Below are 21,134 nucleotides of genomic sequence, written 5' to 3' on the forward strand. Positions count from 1 at the left end.
CATTCTGAATATTAGAAAATCTTGATGGTATTGGATTTTGTGTAGTATTGTACCGCAGTCAGACTAAATAAAATGACTCTACAGGGAGAGAAGCCTTGCTGTTCAACGATGACCAGATCGAGCAGACCTCGAGGGCGATGAAGGCCATGTCGCACCCGCTGCGTTTGAAGATCATATCGGTGCTGGAAGACCAGGAAGTGAGCGTGCAGGATATAGTCGAGCAGGTGGGCACGTCGCAGAGCAATATTTCTCAGCATTTGGCCATTATGCGCGACAAGGGCGTGTTGCGCACGCGCAAGGACGCGAACCGCGTTTATTACCGTGTTGGCGATATTCGCACGCTGGAGGTTTTGAAAATGATGCGCGAGGTGTTCTGTGGCTTCGGCGAATAATTCGCCGCCCGGCTGATCCCCGTCGTCGGCCTCTGGCCGGCCTTTGGTCGTATCAGGATATGAAAACGCCGCGGCGCATGACGAGCCGCGGCGTTTTTGCGCCGGGCGCGCGGCCCGGCGATCAATTACTTGGCGGCGGAAGCCGCTTTGTGTTCAGCTTTCTTTCCCGAATGCTTGTGTCCGGATTTCTTGTGGTGCGCGGCGCCCGAAGCATGCTTCTTGTGGTGCTTTTTGCCGGCCTGCTTGTGTTCGGCTTTATGCTCCATTTTCTTTTCTGCGGAGGGCGCGGACGCCGGGGTGGCGGCCATGGCGCTAGTGGCGAAAGCAGCGGCGATCAGAGCGGAAATCAGTTTCATGATATGTCCTTTCTTGTGTTGAAGCCGGCGGTGCATGTCGGCTGCAATTCCAAATGGGTGGAATATGCCTTCTCTGGGATTAAAGCCGTTTAGAAAAGTTCACAGAAAATAACAAAATGTTGCCGCGCCGCAAAATGATGACTTTGGGTTTTACGGCAGCCAGTAGCTGAGCGCCACGCCAATGAGGATGGCCGCGCCAACGCGGTTATTGTCGAGAAAGGCCTTAAAGCAGGCCGCTCGATCGCGTTCACGGATGTCCAGGTATTGCCTGGCCATCAAGGCGGCGGAGACCATCAGGGACAGGTAAAAAGGCCAGCCCAGCGCCAGGTGCCGGCCAATGCCGGCCATTAGCGCGAGAAAAGCGGCGTGGAACAGCATGATGGCCAGGACATCGTAGTCGCCGAAGGTGATCGCCGAGGTCTTGATGCCGATCTTGAGATCGTCAGGCTTGTCGCTGATGGCATAGGCGGTGTCGTAGGCCAGCGTCCAGCAAGCGTTGGCCAGCAGCAGCAGCCAGGCCAGCATTGGAACGGCGCCGGTCTGGGCGGCGAAGGCCATCGGAATGCCGAAGGAGAAGGCCAGGCCCAGATAGGCTTGCGGCACCGGGAAGAAGCGCTTGGTGAAAGGGTAGCTTGCGGCGATGAACAGCGCCGGCACGCTCAAGAGCAGGGTCAGGCCGTTCAGCGGCAGGATCAGCAGCAGCGACAGCAGCGCCAGGCCGGCGGCCAGCAGCAAGGCTTCCTTCTTGCCAACCGCGCCGCGGGCGAACGGCCGTTGCCGGGTGCGTTCCACGTGGCCGTCGAAGTCGCGGTCCGCGTAATCGTTGATCACGCAGCCGGCCGAACGCATCAGAAAGGTGCCGATAATGAAGATCAGCACGATCAGCGGGTCGGGCCGGCCTTGGCCGGCGATCAGCAGCGCCCACAGCGTCGGCCACAGCAGCAGGAAGGTGCCGATGGGCTTGTCCATGCGCATCAGTTGCATGTAAACGGTCAAGCGTTCATTAAGGCGGGCGGCGTTCATAGCAAGAAATTCTCCAGCTCCGGCAAAAAGAGTTCGCACACCAGCAGCGGCGCTTGCCGCAGCAGGAAGCGGCAGCGCCGCGCCGGGTAGCTGGGGTGCGGGCTGAGTTGGGCCGCCGGCGCGAACAGCGGATGATCGGCGGCAATGAGGCGATAGCGCAGCGGGTCGCGCAGCAAATCCGGCAGGCCACCGAACAATGTCAGGCCCAGTGAGCGGCTGCCTCGGTCTAGAATGGGCTGCCAGGCCGCGCAGTCCAGGCGGGTGACGCTGCGGGCGAACACGACCGGGGTGTCGTCCAGGGTCAGAGCCACCTCGCGCGCTTGCAGCGGCGCTCCGGCGGCCAGGCCGAGCTGTGGCGCCTCGTCTTCCAGACAGATGTCAGGGCCTTGCCGCAACACGCGCACGGCGAAGCGGCGACCAGTGCTTTGCAGCCGTTCGGTCAGCGAGCCGGCTTCGGTGAGGCAGGATTGCGCCGCGGCGGACAGCGCGGGCGGCTGAGGCAGCCAGAGTGGGGGATGAGACATGGCGCGCATTATGCCAAAGCCGGCGGGGGCTTGTCCCGCCCTTCTGCGGCGCGATGCGAGTCCATCTGTCTATCCCCAAGCGCGAACCGGGGCATTATCATGACGTCATCAAAGGCGGAAGGAGGAAAGATCGCATGATGGAGACGGCGCTGTGGCTGTTGGGCTATCAATTGGCGGGAGAAGTCTTGGCGCGCGGTTTGGGCGTTCCGGTGCCGGGACCGGTCATGGGCATGTTGCTGTTGTTCGCCACCTTGTGCGCGCGTCGCGGAGTGCCTACGACGCTGCAGACCCATGTGCCGCGCTTTCTTGCGCATATGTCCTTGCTGTTCATCCCGGCCGGCGGAGCGGTGCTGGCCTACCAGACGCTATTGGCCGATTACGGCGCGCGTCTGGCGGCGGTGCTGGCCTTGTCGACGCTGACCACCTTGCTGGTGCCGGGGCTGGCTTTGCATTGGATGCTGGGGCGGCGGGGCGGAGGAGGAGATGATTAGCGCCGACGTGTTGTCCGCGCTGCGGGAGTCGCCGTTGACGGGGGTTTTCGTCACTTTGCTGGCTTACCGCCTGGCCTTGGCGTTTAATCGCCGCTGTCGCGGCCATCCGCTGTCCAACCCGGTGTTGATCGGGGTACTGCTGGTGTTGGGCTGGCTGGTGCTGACGCGTACCGATTACCGCCAGTACATGCAGGGCGCGCAGTGGATACAAATGTTGTTGGGTCCGGCGACGGTGGCTTTGGCGGTGCCCTTGTACGGCAACCTGAGCCGGCTCAAGCGCGCGGCGGGGCCGCTGGCCTTGAGCATTGCCTTGGGCGGGGTCACCGGCGTCGTCAGCGCGGTGGGCTTGGGTTGGCTATTTGGTCTGCCGCATGAGGTGCTGCTATCCCTGAGCACGCGAGCGGTGACCACGCCGATTGCGATGAGCGTGTCGCAAAGCATAGGCGGGGTGCCGGAATTGGCGGCGATGTGCGTGATCCTGTCCGGCATTTTTGGCGCGGTGGCGGCGCGGCCGCTGTTCAACGGCCTGCGTCTGCGCAACGACATGGCGCTGGGCGTGGCCACGGGAATTTCCGCGCATGGGATTGGAACGGCGCGGGTGTTTCAGTTGTCGGAGACAGCGGGCGCCTTCGCGGGCCTGGCAATGGGCTTGAACGGGGTGTTCACCGCTTTGTTGGTGCCTGTGTTGCTGGCGCTGTTTCCCTTGTAGCGGGCCGGCGGCTTTTATTTCGTAGTCGCGCCAAGCCGCGCATCCCGCCTGGGGCGGGCGCTCGATTTGGCTCGCTTGCGTCTGGATTGAAAATATTTTAACGAGGGGTGTGTATGGATTTGATTTTGTGGCGCCACGCGGAGGCGGAGGACGGCTCCGATGATCTGGCAAGGGCGCTGACGCGGCGCGGGCAGCAGCAGGCGAGCCAGATGGCGGCTTGGCTGCGGGTGCGCCTGCCGCGCGATTATCTGCTGCTGGCCTCGGAGGCCAAGCGTTCGCAGCAGACAGCGGCCTTGCTGGCGAAAAGCTTTCAGACGGTGCCGGCGTTGAATCCGACGGCGTCGCCGGAAGAGGTGCTGGAGGCGATAGGCTGGCCGGAGGCGAACCGCACCGTGGTATTGGTTGGCCATCAGCCTTATATCGGCTGGTTGGCATCCACCCTGCTGTCGGAGCAGCAGCAATTGTGGAGCGTGAAGAAGGGGTCGGTCTGGTGGTTGAGTCACCGCGACCGCCACGGCATCGAGCAGACGCGTTTGAAGGCGATGATGACGCCCGGCATGTTGCAGCCTTGAGTCGGCACGCGAAAAGGCCCCTCGATCGAGGGGCCTTTTTCTTGTCAGTCTCAAACGTTTCAGACGGTGGCGTCGGCCTCCTGAGCCAGACGTCTGCGCAGCGTCTTGCTGACCTTGACCATGCTGGAGAGGGCCGCCTCCACCTCGGGCCAGCCGCGGGTTTTCAGGCCGCAGTCGGGGTTGACCCACAGTTTTTCCGGTTCGATCACTTGCAGCGCCTTTTCCAGTAGCTGCTGGATTTCAGCCTCAGGCGGCACCCGCGGGCTGTGAATATCGTAGACGCCGGGGCCGATGGCATTGGGGTAGCGGAAGTGGCCGAAGTCCTGCAGCAGCTCCATGTCCGAGCGCGAGGTTTCGATGGTGATCACGTCCGCGTCCAGCGCGGCGATGGCCGGCAGAATGTCACCAAACTCGGAATAGCACATATGGGTGTGAATCTGGGTGGAGTCCGCCACGCCGTGGCAAGACAGCCGGAAGGCATGGCCGGCCCAGTCCAGGTAGGCGGCGCGATCGGCGCGCTTCAGCGGCAGTCCTTCGCGGATGGCCGGCTCGTCGATCTGGATCACGCGGATGCCGGCGGTCTCCAAGTCGCGTACCTCGTCGTTCAGCGCAAGGGCGATCTGACGGCAGACTTCGTCGCGCGGCAGGTCGTCACGGACAAAGCTCCATTGCAGGATCGTGACCGGTCCGGTGAGCATGCCCTTGACCGGACGGGAGGTCAGGCTTTGTGCGTATTCCGCCCATTCCACGGTCATCGGCTGCGGCCGCGCCACGTCGCCGAACAAAATGGGCGGCTTCACGCAGCGGCTGCCGTAGCTTTGCACCCAGCCGCCGGCGGTGAACACGAAACCGGACAACTGTTCGCCGAAATATTCCACCATGTCGTTGCGCTCGGCCTCGCCGTGCACCAGCACGTCGATGTCCAGCGCCTCCTGGCGGCGTATCGCCAGTTCAATTTCCTGCTGCATTGCCTGACGGTAGGCATCGGCGGGCAGTTCCCCGCGTTTGAAGGCGGCGCGAGCGCCGCGGATGGATGCGGTTTGCGGGAAGGAGCCTATGGTGGTGGTGGGCAGCAGCGGCAGTTTGAGCCAGGCTTGCTGCGCGGCGGCGCGAACGGGATAGGCGCTGTGGCGGCGGTCGGCGTTGGCCGGCAGCGTAGCCAGGCGCTGCTGGACTTCGGGGCGGTGGATCAGCGGGCTGGCGGCGCGTTGCTGGCGGGCGTAGTCGCTACCGGCCAGTTCGTTGGCGATGGCTTCGCGGCCTTGCTCCACGCCGCGTTTCAGCACTTTCAGTTCATTAAGCTTTTGCACCGCGAAGGCCAGCCAGGTTTTGACGTCGACGTCGAGCTGGGTTTCCGCGGCCAGGTCGAAGGGCGTATGCAGCAGCGAGCAACTGGGAGCGATCCACAGGCGCTCGCCCAAATCGGCCGCAAGGGGTTGCAGACTGGCCAGCACGCGGGACAGATCGGCGCGCCAGATGTTGCGACCGTCGATGATGCCGGCGGACAGTACCTTGTCTTGCGGCCAGCCCTCGGCGAAAGCCGCCAGTTGCAGCGGCGCGCGCACCAAGTCCAGGTGCAGGCCGGCCACCGGCAAGCGTTGCAGCAGTTCGGCATGCTCGGCGACGCTGCCGAAGTAGGTGGCCAGCAGCAGCCGCAGCGGAGAGTCTTGCAATTGGCGATAAGCGGGTTCGAAGGCGGCCAGCCATTCCGACGGCAGATCCAGGGTCAGGATGGGTTCGTCGATCTGCACCCATTCCACTTTCGCCGCCGCCAGCGCGGCCAGCACGTCGCGGTAGGCTTGCAGCAGGGCGGGCAGCAGGGACAGCTTGTCCAGGCCGGCGTGCTTGGCCTTGCCCAGCCACAGCAGCGACAGCGGCCCCAGCAGCACCGGCTTGGCGCGCAGGCCCAGTGCCTGGGCTTCTCGCACTTGCGCCAGCAAGCGCTCAGGCTGGGCTTGGAAAGCGGTGTCGGCATGCCATTCCGGCACCAGGTAGTGGTAGTTGGTGTCGAACCATTTAGTCATTTCCAGTGCCGGCTGGCCGGCATTGCCGCGCGCCAGCTGGAAATACTGCTCGGTGCTCAGCTTGGAGGCGTCGAAGCCGAAGCGCGGCGGCACCGCTCCCACCAGCAGTTGCGCGTCCAGCACGTGGTCGTACAAGGAGAAGTCGCCTACCGGGGACAATTCAACGCCGGCGCCTTTTTGCAACAGCCAATGGCGCTGGCGCAGTTCACGCGCGCCGCCCAGCAGCGCGGCTTCGTCGATTTCGTTTTTCCAGTAGTTTTCCAGCAGGGTCTTCAGTTCGCGCTTGGCGCCGATGCGGGGAAAGCCGAGCAGGTGCAGGGTGGTCATGGTGGACTCCTTCGTTCGTGATGTCCCTAGCATTACGCAAGCTGTTGTATGATACAAACTCATTATTTTGCCAGTTAACATGAAATGAATTCATAATGAGCTTTCTGGAGATTAGACATCTGCGCACCCTGTTGGCGCTGGCCGAAACCGGCAGCGTGTCCTTGGCCGCCAGTCGCTTGTTCCTGACCCAGTCCGCGCTTTCGCACCAGCTCAAACAGTTGGAGCAGGGCTACGGCATGAGCTTGTTCGAGCGCAAGACCCAGCCGCTGCGCTTCACCGCCGCCGGGGAAAGGCTGTTGGCGCTGGCGCATGATCTGAACGCCAGGGTGGCCGCGGCGGAGCGCGACCTGGCGCGTCTGCGGCAGGGGGAGGTCGGCGAACTGAGGGTGGCGGTGGAGTGCCATACCTGCTTTGACTGGCTGATGCCAGCGATGGACGCGTTTCGTCAGCATTGGCCGGGCGTTGAGCTGGATATCGTGTCCGGCTTTCACACCGATCCGGTTAGCCTGCTGCTGAGCCATCGCGCCGATCTGGCCATCGTGTCCGAGGCGGAGCCGCAGGCCGGCATCGATTACCAGCCGCTGTTCGCTTATGAAATGGTGGGCATCGTGGCGCGGGATCATCCGCTGGCGAACAAGCGCTGCTGGCTGGCGGAGGACTTTGCCGGAGAAACGCTGATCCATTACCCCGTGCCGGACGAAATGCTGGACCTAGTGCGCAAGGTATTGCGCCCGGCGGGCGTCAACCCGGCGAGGCGCAGCAGCGAGCTGACCATCGCCATCATCCAACTGGTGGCCAGCCGCCGCGGGGTGGCGGCTTTGCCGTATTGGGCGGTCAAACCCTATCTGGAGCGCGGCTACGTGGTGGCGCGGCCAATAGGCGAACGCGGTTTAAGCAGCGAGTTGTACGCCGCGGTGCGCGGCGACGACGGCGGCCTGGCCTATATGCAGGATTTTCTGGCCACGGTGAGGGAGCAGAGTTTCGCGACCTTGCCAGGGCTGACGCCGCTGGGCGCGGCTTGACTTGGGGCCTGTTTACGATCTGCTGCGCGTTGGCGGAGAGATTGCGCGATGAGCGGCGTCTTCGAAATGCGCATGTGCCACTTGACCATTCCGTTCTACTCAGCCGCTTTCGCCTTAGCTCGCGAGATCGTAAACAGGTTCTTAGGGCAGGTCCAGTTGCCGGCGCAGCGACGGCAATTGACTCCAGACGCAGCGCATGCGTTCCGGATGCGCCTGGCCGTAAGCCTTGGCGAACACCAGATAATTGTTTTCGGTTTTCAGCGGCGGCAGCAGTTTTTTCATGCGCAGCTGCGGGTGTTGCGCCAGATAAGCGTCGCCGCCGGGCTCGTGCATGGCGAAGGCGGCGATGCGGCCAGCCTGCAGCTTGGCGAAATTCTCCTCCAGATCGGCGCCGGCCTCGGTGGGGATCCGGCGAGCCGTCAATACGCGTGTAACGGACCAGCCTCGATTGACCCCCACGCTGTCGTCCTCGGGCAGATCCAGCCGGTAGCCGTCCCAACGCAGCGTTGAATCCTGCGGGACGTAGAGCACGTAGGAGAGGGCCGTCAGCCTGAGCCGGCTGTCCGCTGACCCGTCGCGCATTGGGTAGAGCATCTGTTTGGCGCGGTCGGTCTGGAAGGACAGCATGGCGGCGGCGTCGGCCTGGTTCAGGGCCAGGCCGCGCAACAGCCGTCGCGCCGGCAGTTGTCGGAACTGCGCGTTCAGGCCGCAATGTTCCGCCGCTTGCCGCGTGAGGTCGATCACGGGGCCGGATAGTTGTGTGGAGGTATGCTGGATGAAGGGCGCGGGTTCGGCGCTACCGACGACGATGCGCAAGAGTGGGGCCGCATGGACCCACCCGCCGGCCAGCAGGGTGAGCAGCGCTAGCGTGGACTTGGACATGGGCAGGCCCTTGCGGAATGATCATGGATTCATTTTATGAGCCCGAGATCGGCCTTGTCATGGATTTCATCCGCGTGAGCTTCCAAACCCAACTCCTGGATCTTGCGAGTCAGCGTGTTGCGACCCCAGCCCAGCAGGTGAGCGGCTTCCACTTTGCGGCCGCCGGTGTGGGCCAGGCCGCTGCGAATGCAACTGATCTCGAAGCGGCGGGCCAGTTCGTCGATGATGCCGACCTCGCCGGCGCGCAGACGGCGGCTGACTTCCTCCGCCAGCAATTGCGGCCAGTCCAGTTGCCCGGTTTCGGCGCCGCCGGGATGGCGGGCGCCGGCGGAGGGATCGCGCAGCTCCTGGGGCAGGTCGGCCGCTTCCACGGTTTGGCCGGGCGCCATCACGCTAATCCACTGACACAGATTCTCCAGCTCGCGCACATTGCCGGAGAACAGGCTGTGTTTGACCACCTCCATGGCGGCGTCGCTGAGCCGCTTGGGCTCCACGCCCAACTGGGTGGCGCTCTTGGCCAGGAAGTGGCGGGCCAGCAGCGGGATGTCTTCGCGCCGCTCGCGCAGCGGCGGCAGCCGCAGGCGGATCACGTTCAGGCGGTGGTAGAGGTCTTCGCGGAACTGGCCGTCGCGCACCCGCTGTTCCAGGTTTTGGTGGGTAGCGGCGATGACGCGGACGTTGGCCTTGATCGGGGTGTGGCCGCCGACGCGGTAGAAGTGGCCGTCGGACAGCACGCGCAGCAAACGGGTTTGCAGCTCGGTGGGCATGTCGCCGATCTCGTCCAGGAACAGCGTGCCGCCCTCGGCCTCCTCGAAGCGGCCGCGGCGGGTGGCTTGCGCGCCGGTGAACGCGCCTTTCTCATGGCCGAACAGTTCCGACTCCAGCAAGTCCTTGGGGATGGCGGCGGTATTGAGCGCGATGAAGGGTTTGCCGGCGCGCACAGAGTGGCGGTGCAGGGCCTCGGCCACGCGCTCCTTGCCGGTGCCGGATTCGCCGGTGATTAGCACGGTGACGTTGGACTGCGATAGCCGGCCGATGGCGCGGAACACGTCCTGCATCGCCGGAGCCTGGCCCAGCAGCACCGGCATCGCCTCCTGATGATCGCTGACCGCGATGTCCGGGCGGCTTTCCGCCAGCGCGCGTTCGATCAGCAGCACCGCCTGATCGACGTCGAAGGGCTTGGGCAGGTATTCAAAGGCGCCGCCCTGGAAGGCCGCCACCGCGGAATCCAGGTCGGAATGCGCGGTCATGATGATGACGGGCAGCGCGGGGTGTTCTGATTTGACTTTGGAGAGGAATTTCAGCCCGTCGGTGCCCGGCATGCGGATATCCGAAATAATGACTTGCGGAGCGCGGTCGTACAGCGCGTTCAGCGCGTCGTCGGCGCTGGCGAAACTGTCGAAGCCGATGCCGGCGCGTCCCAGCGCTTTTTCCAGCACCCAGCGTATTGCCTTGTCGTCGTCAATAATCCATACCGCTTGGTTCATCACGAAATCCTCATGCTGTGGCCGCCAGCGCCCGCCGGCCGCCGCAAGGTGTTGTTGTCGATGCGTCTCAGAACCTGTTCAAGTCTCGCGAGCACGAGCGAGACAAGGTGAGAACAGCTGGTAAAGCTGAATATACAGGCGGTTCATCAGCCTTTCGAAGGTGTGCTCGCCGTGCGATGTCTCGCGCAACGCTGCGGACTTTGAGCCGCTTCTCAGTCGGTGGCGAAGGGCAACATGACCGTAAAACAGGTTTGCCCCGGCCGTGAGTCAAATTCGATATTGCCGCCGTGCTGGTGGACGAAGGCCTGCGCCAGAGTCAGGCCCAGGCCGGTGCCTTCGGCGCGGCCGGTGACCAGCGGGTAAAAAATATGGTCCTTGATCTCGTCGGGAATGCCGGGGCCGTCATCGATGATCTGCAATTTCAATGCCAGGGTGTGGCGCTTGCGCGCCAGCGTCACCTGACGCGCCACTCGGGTGCGCAGAATCAATTCGCCGCGGCCCTTCATCGCCTGAATCGCGTTTTTGACGATGTTGAGCGCTACCTGGATCAGTTGTTCCTTGTCCGCCACCAACTGCGGCAGGCTGGTGTCGTAGTCGCGGCGGATTTGCAGGCCTTGCGGGTATTCCGCCAGCGCGATGCTACGCACGCGCTCCAGCACTTCGTGGATATTGATCTCGCCGCGAACATGGCTGCGGTGCGGCGCCAGAAGGCGGTCGACCAACGATTGCAGCCGCAGCGCCTCCTCCTTGATCACCGCGGTGTATTCTTTCAGCTCCGGGCGGTCCAGCAGTTCGTGCTCCAGCAACTGCGCCGCGCCGCGAATGCCTCCCAGCGGGTTTTTGATCTCATGGGCCAGGTTGCGGATCAGTTCGCGGTTGGCCTGGTGTTGCAGCAGCAGGCGCTCTTCGTTGGCGATCTTCAACTGCTGATCCAGCGGCCGCAGCTCGATCAACGCCAGCCCGCCGTCCGCGTCCACCGGTGCGACCGACAGCGCGATGTGCAGCGGCTGCTCGCTGTGCTGCGGGACCAGTTCCAAGTCGTGTTCGATGAAGCTGGCGTTGTGGCGCAGCGCGGTGGACAGCGCCTGACGCAGCGCCGGGCAGGGCTGGAACAGATCGAACAGGCTGTGGCGCAGCAATTCGCGGCTGCCGAGCGCCAGCAGGTTTTCGCAAGCGGGATTGACGAAATGCAGCGCGCCGTCGGGATCGACGATCAGCACGGGGGTGTCCAGCAGTTCTAGTCCGGCAAAGCTGGTCGGCGGCATGGTGCGGTGTGTCCTGTAGGCTGGGGCGAAGGGCTTGCGCAGGCTGAGCAAAATTCGGGCCATGCCCGCGTGCCCGGGAATGGCCCATTCATCGTCAGTATGCACCAATGTGGTGCGTCAAACTAGTTCTGGCCCAACTCGCGGCGCAAGGCTTCCACGTTTTTCTGGCGGTCGGTGACTTCGTCTTGCAGCTTCTGCACCCGGTTCAGATATTTTTGGTAATTGCGGGTTTCGTCGCCGTTGCGCGTGGCTTTGCCGTCGGTCAGCGCTTTTTCCGCTTCGGTCAACGCCTTCTGCTCATTGGCCAGCTCCTGTTCCAGGATCTTGCGGCGGCCGTTGTCCCGCTGTTTCTGGGTGCCGGGATCGACGCTGGGGTAGTTGCCGGCGGGCTTGGCGTCGCCGTTTCCGCCGCTGCTGTTGCCGGGGGCATTGTTTTTCTTGTGTTGGCTAGGATAGGAAGAGAGCGGATTGAGCCGGATTGCCTGCGCGCCGCGAATCGGCACATTGGTGAAAGTGACGTTGCCGTCTTTGTCCACGTACTTGTAAACAGTGGCTTGAGCAGAGGCGCTCAGCAACAGCATCAGACAAAGCGATAGAGTTTTCATGGGCGGCGTGTCGAGTTCCGGGTTTAAGCACTGCAATGATATGCAAATCCGCGGGACAAGTCATATATGAAAACGGCAGCCCAGGGGCTGCCGTTTTTAGTCGCGCCGTTTTACAGCGAGTAATACATCGCGAATTCCACCGGATGGGTGGTCATGCGGGTCAGGTTGACTTCCTGCATTTTCAGCTCGATGTAGGCGTCGATCCAGTCATTGGAGAACACGCCGCCGCGGGTCAGGAATTCGCGGTCTTTGTCCAGAGCGGCCAGGGCCTCGTCCAGGCTGGCGCACACGGTCGGGATCAGCTTATCTTCTTCCGGCGGCAGATCGTACAGGTTCTTGTCCGCGGCGTCGCCCGGGTGGATCTTGTTCTGGATGCCGTCCAGGCCGGCCATCAGCAGCGCGGAGAAGCACAGGTAGGGGTTGGCCAATGGGTCCGGGAAGCGCGCCTCGATACGACGGCCCTTGGGGCTGGCCACGTGCGGGATGCGGATGGAGGCGGAGCGGTTCTTGGCGGAATAGGCCAGCTTCACCGGCGCTTCGTAGTGCGGCACCAGGCGTTTGTAGGAGTTGGTGCCCGGGTTGGTGATCGCGTTCAACGCCTTGGCGTGCTTGATGATGCCGCCGATGTAGTAAAGCGCGGTTTCGGACAGGCCGGCGTAGCCGTCGCCTGCGAACAGGTTCTTGCCGTCCTTCCAGATGGACTGGTGAACATGCATGCCGGAGCCGTTGTCGCCGACGATGGGCTTGGGCATGAAGGTGGCGGTTTTGCCGTAGCTGTGAGCCACGTTGTGCACCACGTATTTCAGAATCTGGGTCCAATCCGCGCGCTGGGTGAGCGTGCTGAACTTGGTGCCGATCTCGTTCTGGCCGGCAGTGGCCACTTCGTGGTGGTGCACTTCCACCGGGATGCCCAGCTCTTCCAGCAGCAGCACCATGGCGGAACGGATGTCTTGGGAGGAGTCCACCGGCGGCACCGGGAAGTAACCGCCCTTAATGCCGGGGCGGTGGCCCATATTGCCGCCCTCGAACTCCTCGGCGGAGGCCCAGGCGGCTTCTTCCGCCTTGATCTTGACGAAGCAGCCGGACATGTCGGTGCCCCAGGTCACGCTGTCGAAGATGAAGAATTCCGGTTCCGGGCCGAAGTAGGCGGTGTCGCCCAGTCCGGAGGCTTTCAGATAGGCTTCGGCGCGCTTGGCGATGGAGCGCGGGTCGCGGTCGTAGCCCTTGCCGTCGGCCGGGTCGATCACATCGCAGTGCATGAAGACGGTGGGTTCGTCGTAGAACGGGTCGATGCGCGCGGTGGCCGGGTCGGCCATCAGCAGCATGTCGGATGCCTGGATGCCTTTCCAGCCTGCGATCGAGGAGCCGTCGAAAGCGTGGCCGTGTTCGAACCATGCGTCTGGATCGTCCAGCAGGACATGGGCCGGAATCGACACGTGCTGTTCTTTGCCGCGGGTGTCGGTAAAGCGCAGGTCGATGAACTTGACATCATTTTCGGTAATCAGCTTGACTACGTCTGCAACCGCCATGGTTTTCTCCTGAAAGGCTACATGCATCATGTGCGAATGAGTGGATGGCTAGCGCTTAAGCATTAAGCGTGCCAGCTTTGAAATCGCTGAGATTCCATTGTGTCATAGCCCAAAACCGGGCGCTAGCGAAGTTGAATGAACCAGGGTGGTGCCTGGGCCTGGCTGATGCACCAAAATAGGGCGTTGACGGCGTTGCGGCCGTCTTCGTCGATATGGATAATCCGTATATAAGGTAATAAGAGCGGCTCACAAAACCCCGCTGAGAGTCGGTTCAATGGCTGCTGCGCTGAACAGGTTCTAAGATGCCAAGGCCAGTCGGCGCAGCATCAGGGGGAGCGGCTAAACAAGGCGGCCCGGCCGCGAGGAGAGCATGCATGGATCAGATGACGCAGCTATTGCAGCAGGCTCAGCGCCGAGGGGAAGAGCAGGGCTTGCCCTATCGCGGTGCCTTGACGCCGCAGGAGGCGCATCAGTTGAAACAAGCCATGCCGGAAGCGGTGCTGCTGGATGTGCGCAGTGCGGCGGAATGGCAGTTCGTCGGCGTGGTGCCCTATGCCCAGCGGCTGGAGTGGCGCAGCTTTCCCGGCATGCAGCCCAATCCGCGTTTCCTCGAGCAATTGCAAAGCATGTTGCCCAAGGAGGGCGTGCTGATGCTGATGTGCCGATCCGGCGTGCGCTCCGACGAGGTGGCGCGCATGGCAGCCGCCGCCGGCTACACCGAGGCCTACAACGTGTTGGAGGGTTTTGAAGGCGACAAGGACGCCGCAGGCCACCGCAACACCGTGGGGGGCTGGAAAGCGCGCGGGCTGCCCTGGCAACAAGGCTGAACCGGGGGCTGCGCGGCGATGTCGTGGTTGATGTTTGGCGTATTCCACGGCAAAGTGTCATAGCGCCGCCGCTACGTCGGCGCGGACGCGGCGAGAGCCGCCAACAAAGCCAAGCGCGACGCGGCGCGAGGGTTTTGTTAGCCACTCTCTAATCCGATACCAAAAACATACCCAATCTTGGAAAACTGACTCATGACCGACCGTTACGCCGTTATCGGCAATCCTGTTTCGCACAGCCAGTCACCGTTCATCCATAACGAATTCGCGGCGGCCACCGGCCAGGATATCGCTTACGACAAATTGTTCGCGGAACTGGGGCGTTTCAACGACGTGGTGGCCGAGTTCGTCGCCGCCGGCGGCAAGGGCCTCAACATTACGCTGCCGTTCAAGGGGGACGCTTACCGTTTCGCCAACGAGCTGACCGAGCGCGCCCGCGCGGCGGAAGCGGTCAACACCTTGTGTTTCCGCGACGGCAAGATCTACGGCGACAATACCGACGGCGTGGGCCTTGTGCGCGACATCGTCGATAATCTGGACTACCCGATCGCCGGCGCCAAGGTGCTGATTCTAGGCGCTGGCGGCGCGGTGCGCGGCGTGCTGGAACCCATTCTGGAGCAAAAGCCCGCCTCTTTGACCATCGCCAACCGCACCCTGATCAAGGCGGAGGCGCTGGCGCACCACTTTGCGCCCTGGGGCAAGGTGGAGGCGATCGGCTACGAGCAATTGAAGGGCCGCAGCTTCGACATCGTGATCAACGCTACCTCGACCAGTCTCAGCAATGAATTGCCCCCCATTCCCTACGGTTTGTTTACTGCGCGCACCCTGGCTTACGACATGGTGTACAGCAAGGGCCTGACTCCCTTCCTGCAGCGCGCTCAGGCAGAGAACGCCGGCATGCTGGCCGACGGCCTGGGCATGCTGGTGGAGCAGGCGGCGGAATCCTTCTCCATTTGGCGCGGCGTGGAGCCGGCCACTCGCAAAGTGACCAATATGCTGCGGGAAGTGCTGGCCTGACGCCTGCCCGGGTCTAGCCGGGCCGGACCTATTTTGAGCTGTGCTGGCATTCCCCTCCCGCGGTTTGAATCCCAATCCCCCTTGCTCTGCGAGGGGGCTCGCTTTGCGAGTCAGATGATGCGTCTCTTCCTGAAAGTGTTGGCGGCCCTGATGGCCGCCTTTCTGCTGTATAACCTGTGGATCTTTGGCCACATTGTTTATTGGCGCGGCCACAATCCATCGGCCAGTTCCTTCATGAACGAACAGCTGGCCAAGCTGCAGGAGGACGATCCCGAGGCGGAACTGCGCCACAAATGGGTGAGTTACGAGCAGATATCCCCCAATCTCAAGCGCGCGCTGATCGCATCCGAGGACGCCAAGTTCGTCGATCACGAGGGATTCGACTGGGATGGCATTGAGGCCGCGTTCGAAAAAAACATGAAGAAGGGCAAGATCGTCGCTGGCGGCTCCACCATCAGTCAGCAACTGGCCAAGAATCTATTCCTGTCCAGCAGCAAGACCCCGTGGCGGAAGGTGGAGGAGGCCTTGATTACGGTGATGCTGGAAACCGTGCTGGACAAGCGGCGCATCTTCGAGATCTATCTGAATGTGATCGAATGGGGCAACGGCGTGTTCGGCGCGGAGGCGGCGTCGCGCTACTACTACCATTCCAGCGCGGCCCGGCTGTCCTCGGCTCAGGCGGCCAAGCTGGCGGCGATGGTGCCCAACCCGCGCTACTATGACACCCACCGCAGCGCGCCGGGCCTGGCGCGTAAAACCCGTATCATCCAGCGGCGGATGGGCTATGTGGAACTGCCTTGAGCGTCTGTGGGGCGGATTGGAGCGGCGCAGGGCGCATGTTACAATTGCGACTTTCTTTGAGTGCGCCGTGCGCGAGGCATGGCGGCTACGCAATGGACTTACCCAGTTATCCCGTAATCCAATCCCGATTTACCGTTAGAGAATAATGCCCGCCTCAGACCGCCCGCGCCGCGCGCGCCATCTGGGCGGAAGGAGACGTGCATGACGGTTGCCTTCAAGCAACAATCCGCCGATCGTCTGCAAGAAAGCCTGGCCCTGGTGCAGCGCCTGATCGAGCGCCAGCGGCAGTTGGAAGATCTTGTATCCCGCCAGGAGGCGTCCGAGCCGCCGACGGACCCGCTGGCCCCGCATTACAATCTGGAGGCGCTGCGCCTCAAGTTGGAGCAGCTGCACCCGGCCGATGTCGCCCATATTCTGGAAGCCTTGCCGCTGGAAGACCGCTTGCTGGTTTGGGACCAGGTGGAAGGCGCGCGCGACGGCGCCATCCTGTTGGAAGTATCCGACGCGGTCAGGGAATCGCTGATCGAAGTGATGGAGTACGGCGAGCTAGTGAACGCCGCCGAACAGCTGGACGCGGACGAGCTGGCCGAGCTGGCGCCGGACATGCCGCGCCAAGTGGTGTACGAAGTGATGGGCGGGCTGGACGAGGAGGAGCGCGCCCAACTGCAATCGGCGCTGTCCTACGACGAGGACAAGGTCGGCGCGCTGATGGACTTTGACCTAGTCAAGATCCGCGCCGACGTCAGTTGCGAAGTCGTGCTTCGCTATCTGCGCCGTTTCGACGAGTTGCCGGCGCATACCGACAAAATTTTCGTGATCGACGATTTGGGCCTGCTCAAGGGCGTGCTCTCCATCCGTAAACTGCTGGTGTCCGACCCCGACGCGCTGGTGGCCGAAGTGATGGCCACCGAACTGGTCAGCTTCAGTCCGGACGAAGACGCTGCCGACGCTGCGCTGGCCTTCGAGCGCTACGACTTGATTACCGCGCCGGTGGTGGACGAGGCCGGTAAGTTGATTGGCCGGCTGACCGTGGACGAGATGGTGGACGTGATCCGCGAAGAGTCCGACAGTGAAGTGCTGAACCTGGCCGGTTTGAAAGAGGAAGAAGACCTGTTCGCGCCGGTGATCGACTCGGTGAAGAACCGCTGGGCCTGGCTGGCGATCAATCTATGCACCGCCTTCGTCGCTTCGCGCGTGATCGGCGTGTTCGAGCACTCCATTTCCCAATTGGTGGCCTTGGCCGCCTTGATGCCCATCGTTGCCGGCATCGGCGGCAACTCCGGCAACCAGACCATCACCATGATCGTGCGCGCGCTGGCCATGGGGCAGATGCAGCTGAGCCAGGCTTGGCGCTTGTGGCGCAAGGAGCTTGGCGTCAGCATGATCAACGGCGTGTTGTGGGGCGGGGTGATAGGCAGCGTGGCCTGGTTGTTGTACGGCAGTTTCTCGCTGGGCCTGGTCATGCTGGGCGCGATGTTGCTCAACCTGATGCTGGCCGCCACCATGGGGGTGCTGATTCCCTGCCTGATGCAACGTTCCGGGCGTGACCCGGCGCTGGGTTCCAGCGTGCTGATCACCGCCTGCACCGATTCCGGCGGGTTTTTCATCTTCCTGGGTTTGGCCACCCTGTTCCTGTTGTGACGACCATGTTGACGATAGCCGAGGCCTTGCGCCTATACCCCTTGCCCCGTCTGGAAGCGCGCATGCTGTTGCAGCAGGCGGCGCCGGAGCTGACCCACGCCCGCATCGCCGCTTATCCGGAGCAGGCGCTGAGCGCGGAACAAGACGCGTGTTTCCGCGCGTTGGCGGCCCGGCGGGCAGCGGGAGAGCCAGTGGCCTATCTGATTGGCAGGCGCGAGTTTTACGGCCGCGATTTCGCCGTGGGGCCGCAGGTGCTGATTCCCCGGCCGGAAACCGAGCATCTGATCGAGGCTGCGTTGGAGCGGACCGGCCGAGGCGCCGCCCGCGTGGTGGACCTGGGCACCGGCAGCGGGGCTATCGCCGCGACTTTGGCGCTGGAAGCGCCGGCTTGGCGGGTGAGCGCTGTCGATCTGTCGCCCGAGGCGCTGGTCGTCGCCCGCGGCAACGCCGAGCGTCTGGGCGCGCGCGTCGATTTTTATCAGGGCAGTTGGTATCAAGCGCTGCCGGCGGACGCGGTCTTTGATCTCATTGTCTCCAATCCGCCTTACATCCGGCGCGACGACGAGCATTTGGGGCTGGGGGACGTGCGTTTCGAGCCGCGGATGGCGTTGACCGACGAAGCCGACGGTCTGGCCTGTCTGCGCGCCATCGCCGCAGGCGCGCCGAGGCGGCTGGCTCCGGGCGGTTGCTTGATCGTCGAGCATGGCTACGATCAAGGCGAGGCAGTGCGTCGGCTTTTCTCCGACGCGGGTTTGCTGCAAGTGGAAACCATTGTCGATCTGGCGGGTCTGGATCGAATCACCCTTGCAACGATGAAAGCTGACTGATGTGGTTTAAGTTGTCCTGTTTACGCCGGCTGTGGCCGGCGTTGTTGTTGTCGCCTTTGATTCTGTCCTTGCTGTTGTCGCCGGACTTGAACCGGGAGGTTTTTCTTGCCGTGCATCAGGGGGCGCGCATCGTGCCCGCCGTCTGCTGGCGGCTGCTCAATGTGTTGGGCGATTGGCCTACGGTGCTGGCCCTGCTGCTGGCCCTGAGCTGGCGACGGCCGGACAAGCTGCCGGCTTTATTGTTCGGCTGCGGCGCCGGCGTGTTTCTGGCCATTGTGCTCAAAGCGGGCTTCGCCGTGCCGCGGCCGCCGTTGGTGCTGCCTCCTGGCGCGGTGCAATTGCTGGACGACTTGCCCGGCAACGGTTCTTTTCCCTCCGGCCATGCAATGGCCTCCGCCACGCTGGCGAGCTTTCTTTACTATTCAGGCATGGTGCGACAGGGCTTGTGGCTGAGCGTCGGCGTGGTCTTGGTGATGTGCGCTCGGCTGGCTACCGGCGTGCATTGGCCGCTGGATGTGACGGTGGGCGCCTTGCTGGGGTGGGCCGCTATGTTTGGCGCCTGCCGCTGGGCCTGGCCTCAAGGGTGGCCTGCGGGTTTGAGCGCGCGGCTGCAATCGTTGATGCTGCCTGCTCTGGCGCTGCAGTTGTTGTGGTTGTTGTACAAGCCCGGCAGCCATGAGGAGTACGGCTTGAGGCTGGCGGTGTGCTCGCTGGTGCTTGTCGCTGGTTGCCGGCGCTGGTGGCTCGCTCGTTAGTGCCTGCTTACGATCTGCTGCGCGTCGGCGATACGGCGTTGAAAACGGCTTCGAAATGCTCATGTACCACGCGTACATTCCGCTTTCTCAGCCGTTTTCGCCTTGTCTCGCCCTGGCTCGCGAGACTTTGAGCAGGCCCTTTAGAGATGGCGCGGCGGATTCCGCGCGCAGGCATGACAAAGGCGGCCCATCGGGCCGCCTTTGTCGAAATCAGGCCGGCGAACCGGCAAAAGCATTACAATGCCGGCTTGGCTGGCTGCCTGATCAATGGTGGTGGCCGTGCTCGCCGTGGGCGTGGCCGTGGCTGACTTCATCGGCGCTGGCTGCGCGGATTTCCACAACCTTGGCGGCGAAGCGGATGCTTTGGCCGGCCAGCGGGTGGTTGGCGTCGACAACGGCCTTGCCGTCGGCGATGTCGGTGACGCGGAACAGCAGCACGTCGCCGGTTTCCGGATCGTCAGCTTCGAACATCATGCCGACTTCGACGTCAGCCGGGAACACGTCCAGATCTTCCAGGCGGATCAGTTCTTCTTCCGGGTCGCCGAAAGCGTCGTCCGGCGTCATCTTGACGTCGATGGAGTCGCCAACGGCCTTGCCTTCCAAAGCTTCTTCCACCAGCGGGAAGATGCCGTCGTAGCCGCCATGCAGATAGCTGATCGGCTCTTCGGTTTTGTCGAGGAGGTTGTTGTCAGCGTCGAACATCTCGTAGTGGAGGGTAACGACGGTGTTTTTGGAGATTTGCATGAGTGCGGATCCGTGAAGGAAGGTCAATAAAGCAGATGGCGGCGCAAGCCGGCCATCGAAAACGATTTTCAGATGCGCCGCCATTGCGCGCATCCCTTATTGTAAACCATTGCCGGGCGTTTCAGCCCGTGAAACTGCCATGAACACAACAACTTTGCTGGGCGGGATGTCGCCCGAACAGTTCCTTGCCGAGTACTGGCACAAGAAGCCTTTGCTGATCCGCGGCGCCCTGACCGAAGTGGGGCCGCTGGCGGATTTTTCGGTGCTGTCTCAGCTGGCGACCCGCGAAGACGCTGAATCGCGCTTGATTGAATGTCGCGACGGACGCTGGAGCCTAGAGCGCGGTCCGTTCCGCCCGGCGCGCTTCCGCCGCCTGCCGGAGACGGACTGGACCTTGTTGGTGCAGGGCGTCAACCAGCACCTGCCGCACATCGACGAGCTGCTGTGGCGTTTCAATTTCATTCCTTACGCGCGGCTGGACGATTTGATGATCAGCTACGCGCCGCCGGGCGGCACGGTGGGCCCGCATTTCGACGCCTACGATGTGTTTCTGCTGCAAGTGGGCGGGCGCAAGCGCTGGCAGATATCCACCCAGCACGACGACGACTTCATCGAAGACGCGCCGATCCGGGTGCTGAAGGATTTCCGCTGCGAGCAGGAGTTCGTGCTGGAGCACGGCGACATGCTCTATCTGCCGCCAAAGTGCGCGCATCACGGCGTGGCGTTGGATCCCGGCATGACTTATTCGATCGGTTTTCGCGCCCCGCCGGCGCAGGAACTGGCGACACAATTCCTGGTGCATTTGCAAGACCGCCTCTGCGTGGAAGGCGTGTACGCCGACCCCGACCTCACGTTGCAGCAAGATCCGGCGCGAATAGGCGATGAGATGGTGGAGCAGGTTAGCCGGCTGCTGGAGCAGATTCGCTGGGACAAGGCCGCGGTGGGCGACTTTCTGGGCCACTATCTGACCGAACCCAAGGCGCATGTCTTTTACGAGGCGCCGGAAGAGGAGTTGGACGAAGACGAATTCGAGATCGAAGCGGCCGAGCATGGATTGGAGCTGGATCGCAAGAGTCAGATTCTGTTCTGCGGCGACAGTTTCTATTGCAATGGCGAGAAACTGGAGGTGGAAGAGGGGGATTTCGAGGCCTGGCGCGCCTTCGCCAATGCCAGACGCATTGCAGGCGCGGCGCTTGGGCCCGGCATGCAGGAATGTTTGTATGAGGGATATCTGGCAGGCTATTGGCATTTGGCGACGAATGTAGCAAAATAACCACAGAAATTGTTCGGATGCGCAAGTGATATCGACAAATTCTG

At 62.8% G+C, this 21,134-nt stretch carries 22 protein-coding genes; 12 read left to right on the plus strand and 10 right to left on the minus strand.

Translation table 11 applies throughout. From position 1 onward, the window contains the following. Nucleotides 1-95: 95 nt before the first annotated feature. A complete protein-coding gene (locus ACUXV1_RS18110) occupies nt 96-392 on the plus strand; it encodes an ArsR/SmtB family transcription factor (RefSeq protein WP_019100570.1) in 297 nt (98 codons plus the stop codon). A 125-nt stretch (nt 393-517) separates the two neighbouring features. Here ACUXV1_RS18110 and ACUXV1_RS18115 read toward each other — a convergent pair whose 3' ends face one another. The 3 genes from ACUXV1_RS18115 to ACUXV1_RS18125 form a co-directional block, all read right to left on the minus strand. Continuing rightward, nucleotides 518-748, minus strand: a complete 231-nt coding sequence (locus ACUXV1_RS18115; RefSeq protein WP_081547255.1) for a hypothetical protein — start codon at nt 746-748, stop codon at nt 518-520. Nucleotides 749-898: 150 nt separating this feature from the next. Continuing rightward, nucleotides 899-1,771 (minus strand): 4-hydroxybenzoate octaprenyltransferase, encoded by an 873-nt coding sequence (gene ubiA / locus ACUXV1_RS18120; protein ID WP_081555437.1) that lies wholly within the window; start codon nt 1,769-1,771, stop codon nt 899-901. Beyond that, nucleotides 1,768-2,295, minus strand: a complete 528-nt coding sequence (locus ACUXV1_RS18125) for a chorismate--pyruvate lyase family protein (RefSeq protein WP_231138306.1) — start codon at nt 2,293-2,295, stop codon at nt 1,768-1,770. Before ACUXV1_RS18125 ends, ubiA begins: the two co-directional genes overlap by 4 nt. A gap of 134 nt (nt 2,296-2,429) precedes the next feature. Here ACUXV1_RS18125 and ACUXV1_RS18130 point away from each other — a divergent pair, with 134 nt between their 5' ends. From ACUXV1_RS18130 to ACUXV1_RS18140, 3 genes are all read left to right on the plus strand, one after another. Next, a complete protein-coding gene (locus ACUXV1_RS18130; protein WP_043590991.1) occupies nt 2,430-2,786 on the plus strand; it encodes a CidA/LrgA family protein in 357 nt (118 codons plus the stop codon). Continuing rightward, nucleotides 2,779-3,495: an LrgB family protein gene (locus ACUXV1_RS18135; protein WP_043590992.1), complete on the plus strand. Its 717-nt coding sequence runs from the start codon at nt 2,779-2,781 to the stop codon at nt 3,493-3,495. The genes ACUXV1_RS18130 and ACUXV1_RS18135 overlap by 8 nt, the downstream gene beginning before the upstream one ends. 113 nt (nt 3,496-3,608) lie before the next feature. Further along, entirely contained in the window at nt 3,609-4,067 is a 459-nt protein-coding gene (locus ACUXV1_RS18140; protein ID WP_043590995.1) for a SixA phosphatase family protein, read from the plus strand. A 59-nt stretch (nt 4,068-4,126) separates the two neighbouring features. On the opposite strand, the gene metE is transcribed toward ACUXV1_RS18140, so the two are convergent. Beyond that, on the minus strand, nt 4,127-6,418 hold the full coding sequence (metE, locus tag ACUXV1_RS18145; protein WP_446016130.1) for a 5-methyltetrahydropteroyltriglutamate--homocysteine S-methyltransferase: 2,292 nt from the start codon (nt 6,416-6,418) through the stop codon (nt 4,127-4,129). A 95-nt stretch (nt 6,419-6,513) separates the two neighbouring features. Between metE and ACUXV1_RS18150 the strand changes: the two genes are divergently transcribed. Continuing rightward, nucleotides 6,514-7,440 (plus strand): LysR family transcriptional regulator, encoded by a 927-nt coding sequence (locus ACUXV1_RS18150; protein ID WP_043638542.1) that lies wholly within the window; start codon nt 6,514-6,516, stop codon nt 7,438-7,440. A 141-nt stretch (nt 7,441-7,581) separates the two neighbouring features. Here ACUXV1_RS18150 and ACUXV1_RS18155 read toward each other — a convergent pair whose 3' ends face one another. From ACUXV1_RS18155 to glnA, 5 genes are all read right to left on the minus strand, one after another. Next, nucleotides 7,582-8,322 carry a substrate-binding periplasmic protein gene (locus ACUXV1_RS18155; protein WP_081555441.1) on the minus strand — a complete coding sequence of 247 codons (741 nt, stop codon included), beginning with the start codon at nt 8,320-8,322 and terminating at the stop codon, nt 7,582-7,584. 29 nt (nt 8,323-8,351) lie between these two features. Beyond that, complete coding sequence (gene ntrC / locus ACUXV1_RS18160) at nt 8,352-9,809, minus strand: nitrogen regulation protein NR(I) (RefSeq protein WP_446016131.1); 1,458 nt, start codon at nt 9,807-9,809, stop codon at nt 8,352-8,354. Nucleotides 9,810-10,021: 212 nt separating this feature from the next. Next, the gene (glnL, locus tag ACUXV1_RS18165) at nt 10,022-11,074 is read right to left on the minus strand and encodes a nitrogen regulation protein NR(II) (protein WP_194427819.1); all 1,053 of its coding nucleotides are present in this window, start codon (nt 11,072-11,074) and stop codon (nt 10,022-10,024) included. A 122-nt stretch (nt 11,075-11,196) separates the two neighbouring features. Next, complete coding sequence (locus tag ACUXV1_RS18170) at nt 11,197-11,679, minus strand: DUF4124 domain-containing protein (protein ID WP_081555443.1); 483 nt, start codon at nt 11,677-11,679, stop codon at nt 11,197-11,199. A gap of 110 nt (nt 11,680-11,789) precedes the next feature. Continuing rightward, nucleotides 11,790-13,208, minus strand: coding sequence for a glutamate--ammonia ligase (gene glnA, locus ACUXV1_RS18175; protein ID WP_043591002.1), 1,419 nt, complete (start codon nt 13,206-13,208; stop codon nt 11,790-11,792). Between the two features lie 374 nt (nt 13,209-13,582). On the opposite strand from glnA, the gene ACUXV1_RS18180 reads away from it, so the two are divergent. From ACUXV1_RS18180 to ACUXV1_RS18205, 6 genes are all read left to right on the plus strand, one after another. Next, nucleotides 13,583-14,035 carry a rhodanese-like domain-containing protein gene (locus ACUXV1_RS18180; RefSeq protein ID WP_081555597.1) on the plus strand — a complete coding sequence of 151 codons (453 nt, stop codon included), beginning with the start codon at nt 13,583-13,585 and terminating at the stop codon, nt 14,033-14,035. A gap of 192 nt (nt 14,036-14,227) precedes the next feature. Then, entirely contained in the window at nt 14,228-15,049 is an 822-nt protein-coding gene (aroE, locus tag ACUXV1_RS18185) for a shikimate dehydrogenase (protein WP_043638522.1), read from the plus strand. Nucleotides 15,050-15,166: 117 nt separating this feature from the next. Then, nucleotides 15,167-15,850, plus strand: coding sequence for a monofunctional biosynthetic peptidoglycan transglycosylase (gene mtgA / locus ACUXV1_RS18190; RefSeq protein ID WP_446016143.1), 684 nt, complete (start codon nt 15,167-15,169; stop codon nt 15,848-15,850). Between the two features lie 201 nt (nt 15,851-16,051). After that, nucleotides 16,052-17,491 carry a magnesium transporter gene (gene mgtE / locus ACUXV1_RS18195; protein ID WP_203389316.1) on the plus strand — a complete coding sequence of 480 codons (1,440 nt, stop codon included), beginning with the start codon at nt 16,052-16,054 and terminating at the stop codon, nt 17,489-17,491. A gap of 8 nt (nt 17,492-17,499) precedes the next feature. Then, a complete protein-coding gene (gene prmC, locus ACUXV1_RS18200) occupies nt 17,500-18,318 on the plus strand; it encodes a peptide chain release factor N(5)-glutamine methyltransferase (protein ID WP_446016144.1) in 819 nt (272 codons plus the stop codon). Then, entirely contained in the window at nt 18,318-19,073 is a 756-nt protein-coding gene (locus ACUXV1_RS18205) for a phosphatase PAP2 family protein (protein WP_446016132.1), read from the plus strand. Before prmC ends, ACUXV1_RS18205 begins: the two co-directional genes overlap by 1 nt. A gap of 264 nt (nt 19,074-19,337) precedes the next feature. Here the strand turns inward: ACUXV1_RS18205 and ACUXV1_RS18210 are convergent, their stop codons facing one another. Further along, complete coding sequence (locus ACUXV1_RS18210) at nt 19,338-19,817, minus strand: FKBP-type peptidyl-prolyl cis-trans isomerase (RefSeq protein ID WP_081547288.1); 480 nt, start codon at nt 19,815-19,817, stop codon at nt 19,338-19,340. A gap of 139 nt (nt 19,818-19,956) precedes the next feature. On the opposite strand from ACUXV1_RS18210, the gene ACUXV1_RS18215 reads away from it, so the two are divergent. Then, nucleotides 19,957-21,090 carry a ribosomal protein uL16 3-hydroxylase gene (locus ACUXV1_RS18215; RefSeq protein ID WP_081547290.1) on the plus strand — a complete coding sequence of 378 codons (1,134 nt, stop codon included), beginning with the start codon at nt 19,957-19,959 and terminating at the stop codon, nt 21,088-21,090. Nucleotides 21,091-21,134: the final 44 nt, after the last annotated feature.

Source organism: Chromobacterium sp. W521, assembly GCF_052805975.1.

What these genes read in the sequence shown, in the direction of transcription:
- ACUXV1_RS18210 (WP_081547288.1), bottom strand. Translation starts at nt 19,817, where the DNA reads ATGCAAATCTCCAAAAACACCGTCGTTACCCTCCACTACGAGATGTTC.
- ACUXV1_RS18155 (WP_081555441.1), bottom strand. Translation starts at nt 8,322, where the DNA reads ATGTCCAAGTCCACGCTAGCGCTGCTCACCCTGCTGGCCGGCGGGTGG.
- ntrC (WP_446016131.1), bottom strand. Translation starts at nt 9,809, where the DNA reads ATGAACCAAGCGGTATGGATTATTGACGACGACAAGGCAATACGCTGG.
- ubiA (WP_081555437.1), bottom strand. Translation starts at nt 1,771, where the DNA reads ATGAACGCCGCCCGCCTTAATGAACGCTTGACCGTTTACATGCAACTG.
- ACUXV1_RS18180 (WP_081555597.1), top strand. Translation starts at nt 13,583, where the DNA reads ATGGATCAGATGACGCAGCTATTGCAGCAGGCTCAGCGCCGAGGGGAA.
- ACUXV1_RS18135 (WP_043590992.1), top strand. Translation starts at nt 2,779, where the DNA reads ATGATTAGCGCCGACGTGTTGTCCGCGCTGCGGGAGTCGCCGTTGACG.
- glnL (WP_194427819.1), bottom strand. Translation starts at nt 11,074, where the DNA reads ATGCCGCCGACCAGCTTTGCCGGACTAGAACTGCTGGACACCCCCGTG.
- ACUXV1_RS18150 (WP_043638542.1), top strand. Translation starts at nt 6,514, where the DNA reads ATGAGCTTTCTGGAGATTAGACATCTGCGCACCCTGTTGGCGCTGGCC.
- ACUXV1_RS18140 (WP_043590995.1), top strand. Translation starts at nt 3,609, where the DNA reads ATGGATTTGATTTTGTGGCGCCACGCGGAGGCGGAGGACGGCTCCGAT.
- ACUXV1_RS18205 (WP_446016132.1), top strand. Translation starts at nt 18,318, where the DNA reads ATGTGGTTTAAGTTGTCCTGTTTACGCCGGCTGTGGCCGGCGTTGTTG.
- ACUXV1_RS18115 (WP_081547255.1), bottom strand. Translation starts at nt 748, where the DNA reads ATGAAACTGATTTCCGCTCTGATCGCCGCTGCTTTCGCCACTAGCGCC.
- mgtE (WP_203389316.1), top strand. Translation starts at nt 16,052, where the DNA reads ATGACGGTTGCCTTCAAGCAACAATCCGCCGATCGTCTGCAAGAAAGC.
- mtgA (WP_446016143.1), top strand. Translation starts at nt 15,167, where the DNA reads ATGCGTCTCTTCCTGAAAGTGTTGGCGGCCCTGATGGCCGCCTTTCTG.
- glnA (WP_043591002.1), bottom strand. Translation starts at nt 13,208, where the DNA reads ATGGCGGTTGCAGACGTAGTCAAGCTGATTACCGAAAATGATGTCAAG.
- ACUXV1_RS18130 (WP_043590991.1), top strand. Translation starts at nt 2,430, where the DNA reads ATGATGGAGACGGCGCTGTGGCTGTTGGGCTATCAATTGGCGGGAGAA.
- ACUXV1_RS18125 (WP_231138306.1), bottom strand. Translation starts at nt 2,295, where the DNA reads ATGTCTCATCCCCCACTCTGGCTGCCTCAGCCGCCCGCGCTGTCCGCC.
- metE (WP_446016130.1), bottom strand. Translation starts at nt 6,418, where the DNA reads ATGACCACCCTGCACCTGCTCGGCTTTCCCCGCATCGGCGCCAAGCGC.
- ACUXV1_RS18215 (WP_081547290.1), top strand. Translation starts at nt 19,957, where the DNA reads ATGAACACAACAACTTTGCTGGGCGGGATGTCGCCCGAACAGTTCCTT.
- aroE (WP_043638522.1), top strand. Translation starts at nt 14,228, where the DNA reads ATGACCGACCGTTACGCCGTTATCGGCAATCCTGTTTCGCACAGCCAG.
- ACUXV1_RS18170 (WP_081555443.1), bottom strand. Translation starts at nt 11,679, where the DNA reads ATGAAAACTCTATCGCTTTGTCTGATGCTGTTGCTGAGCGCCTCTGCT.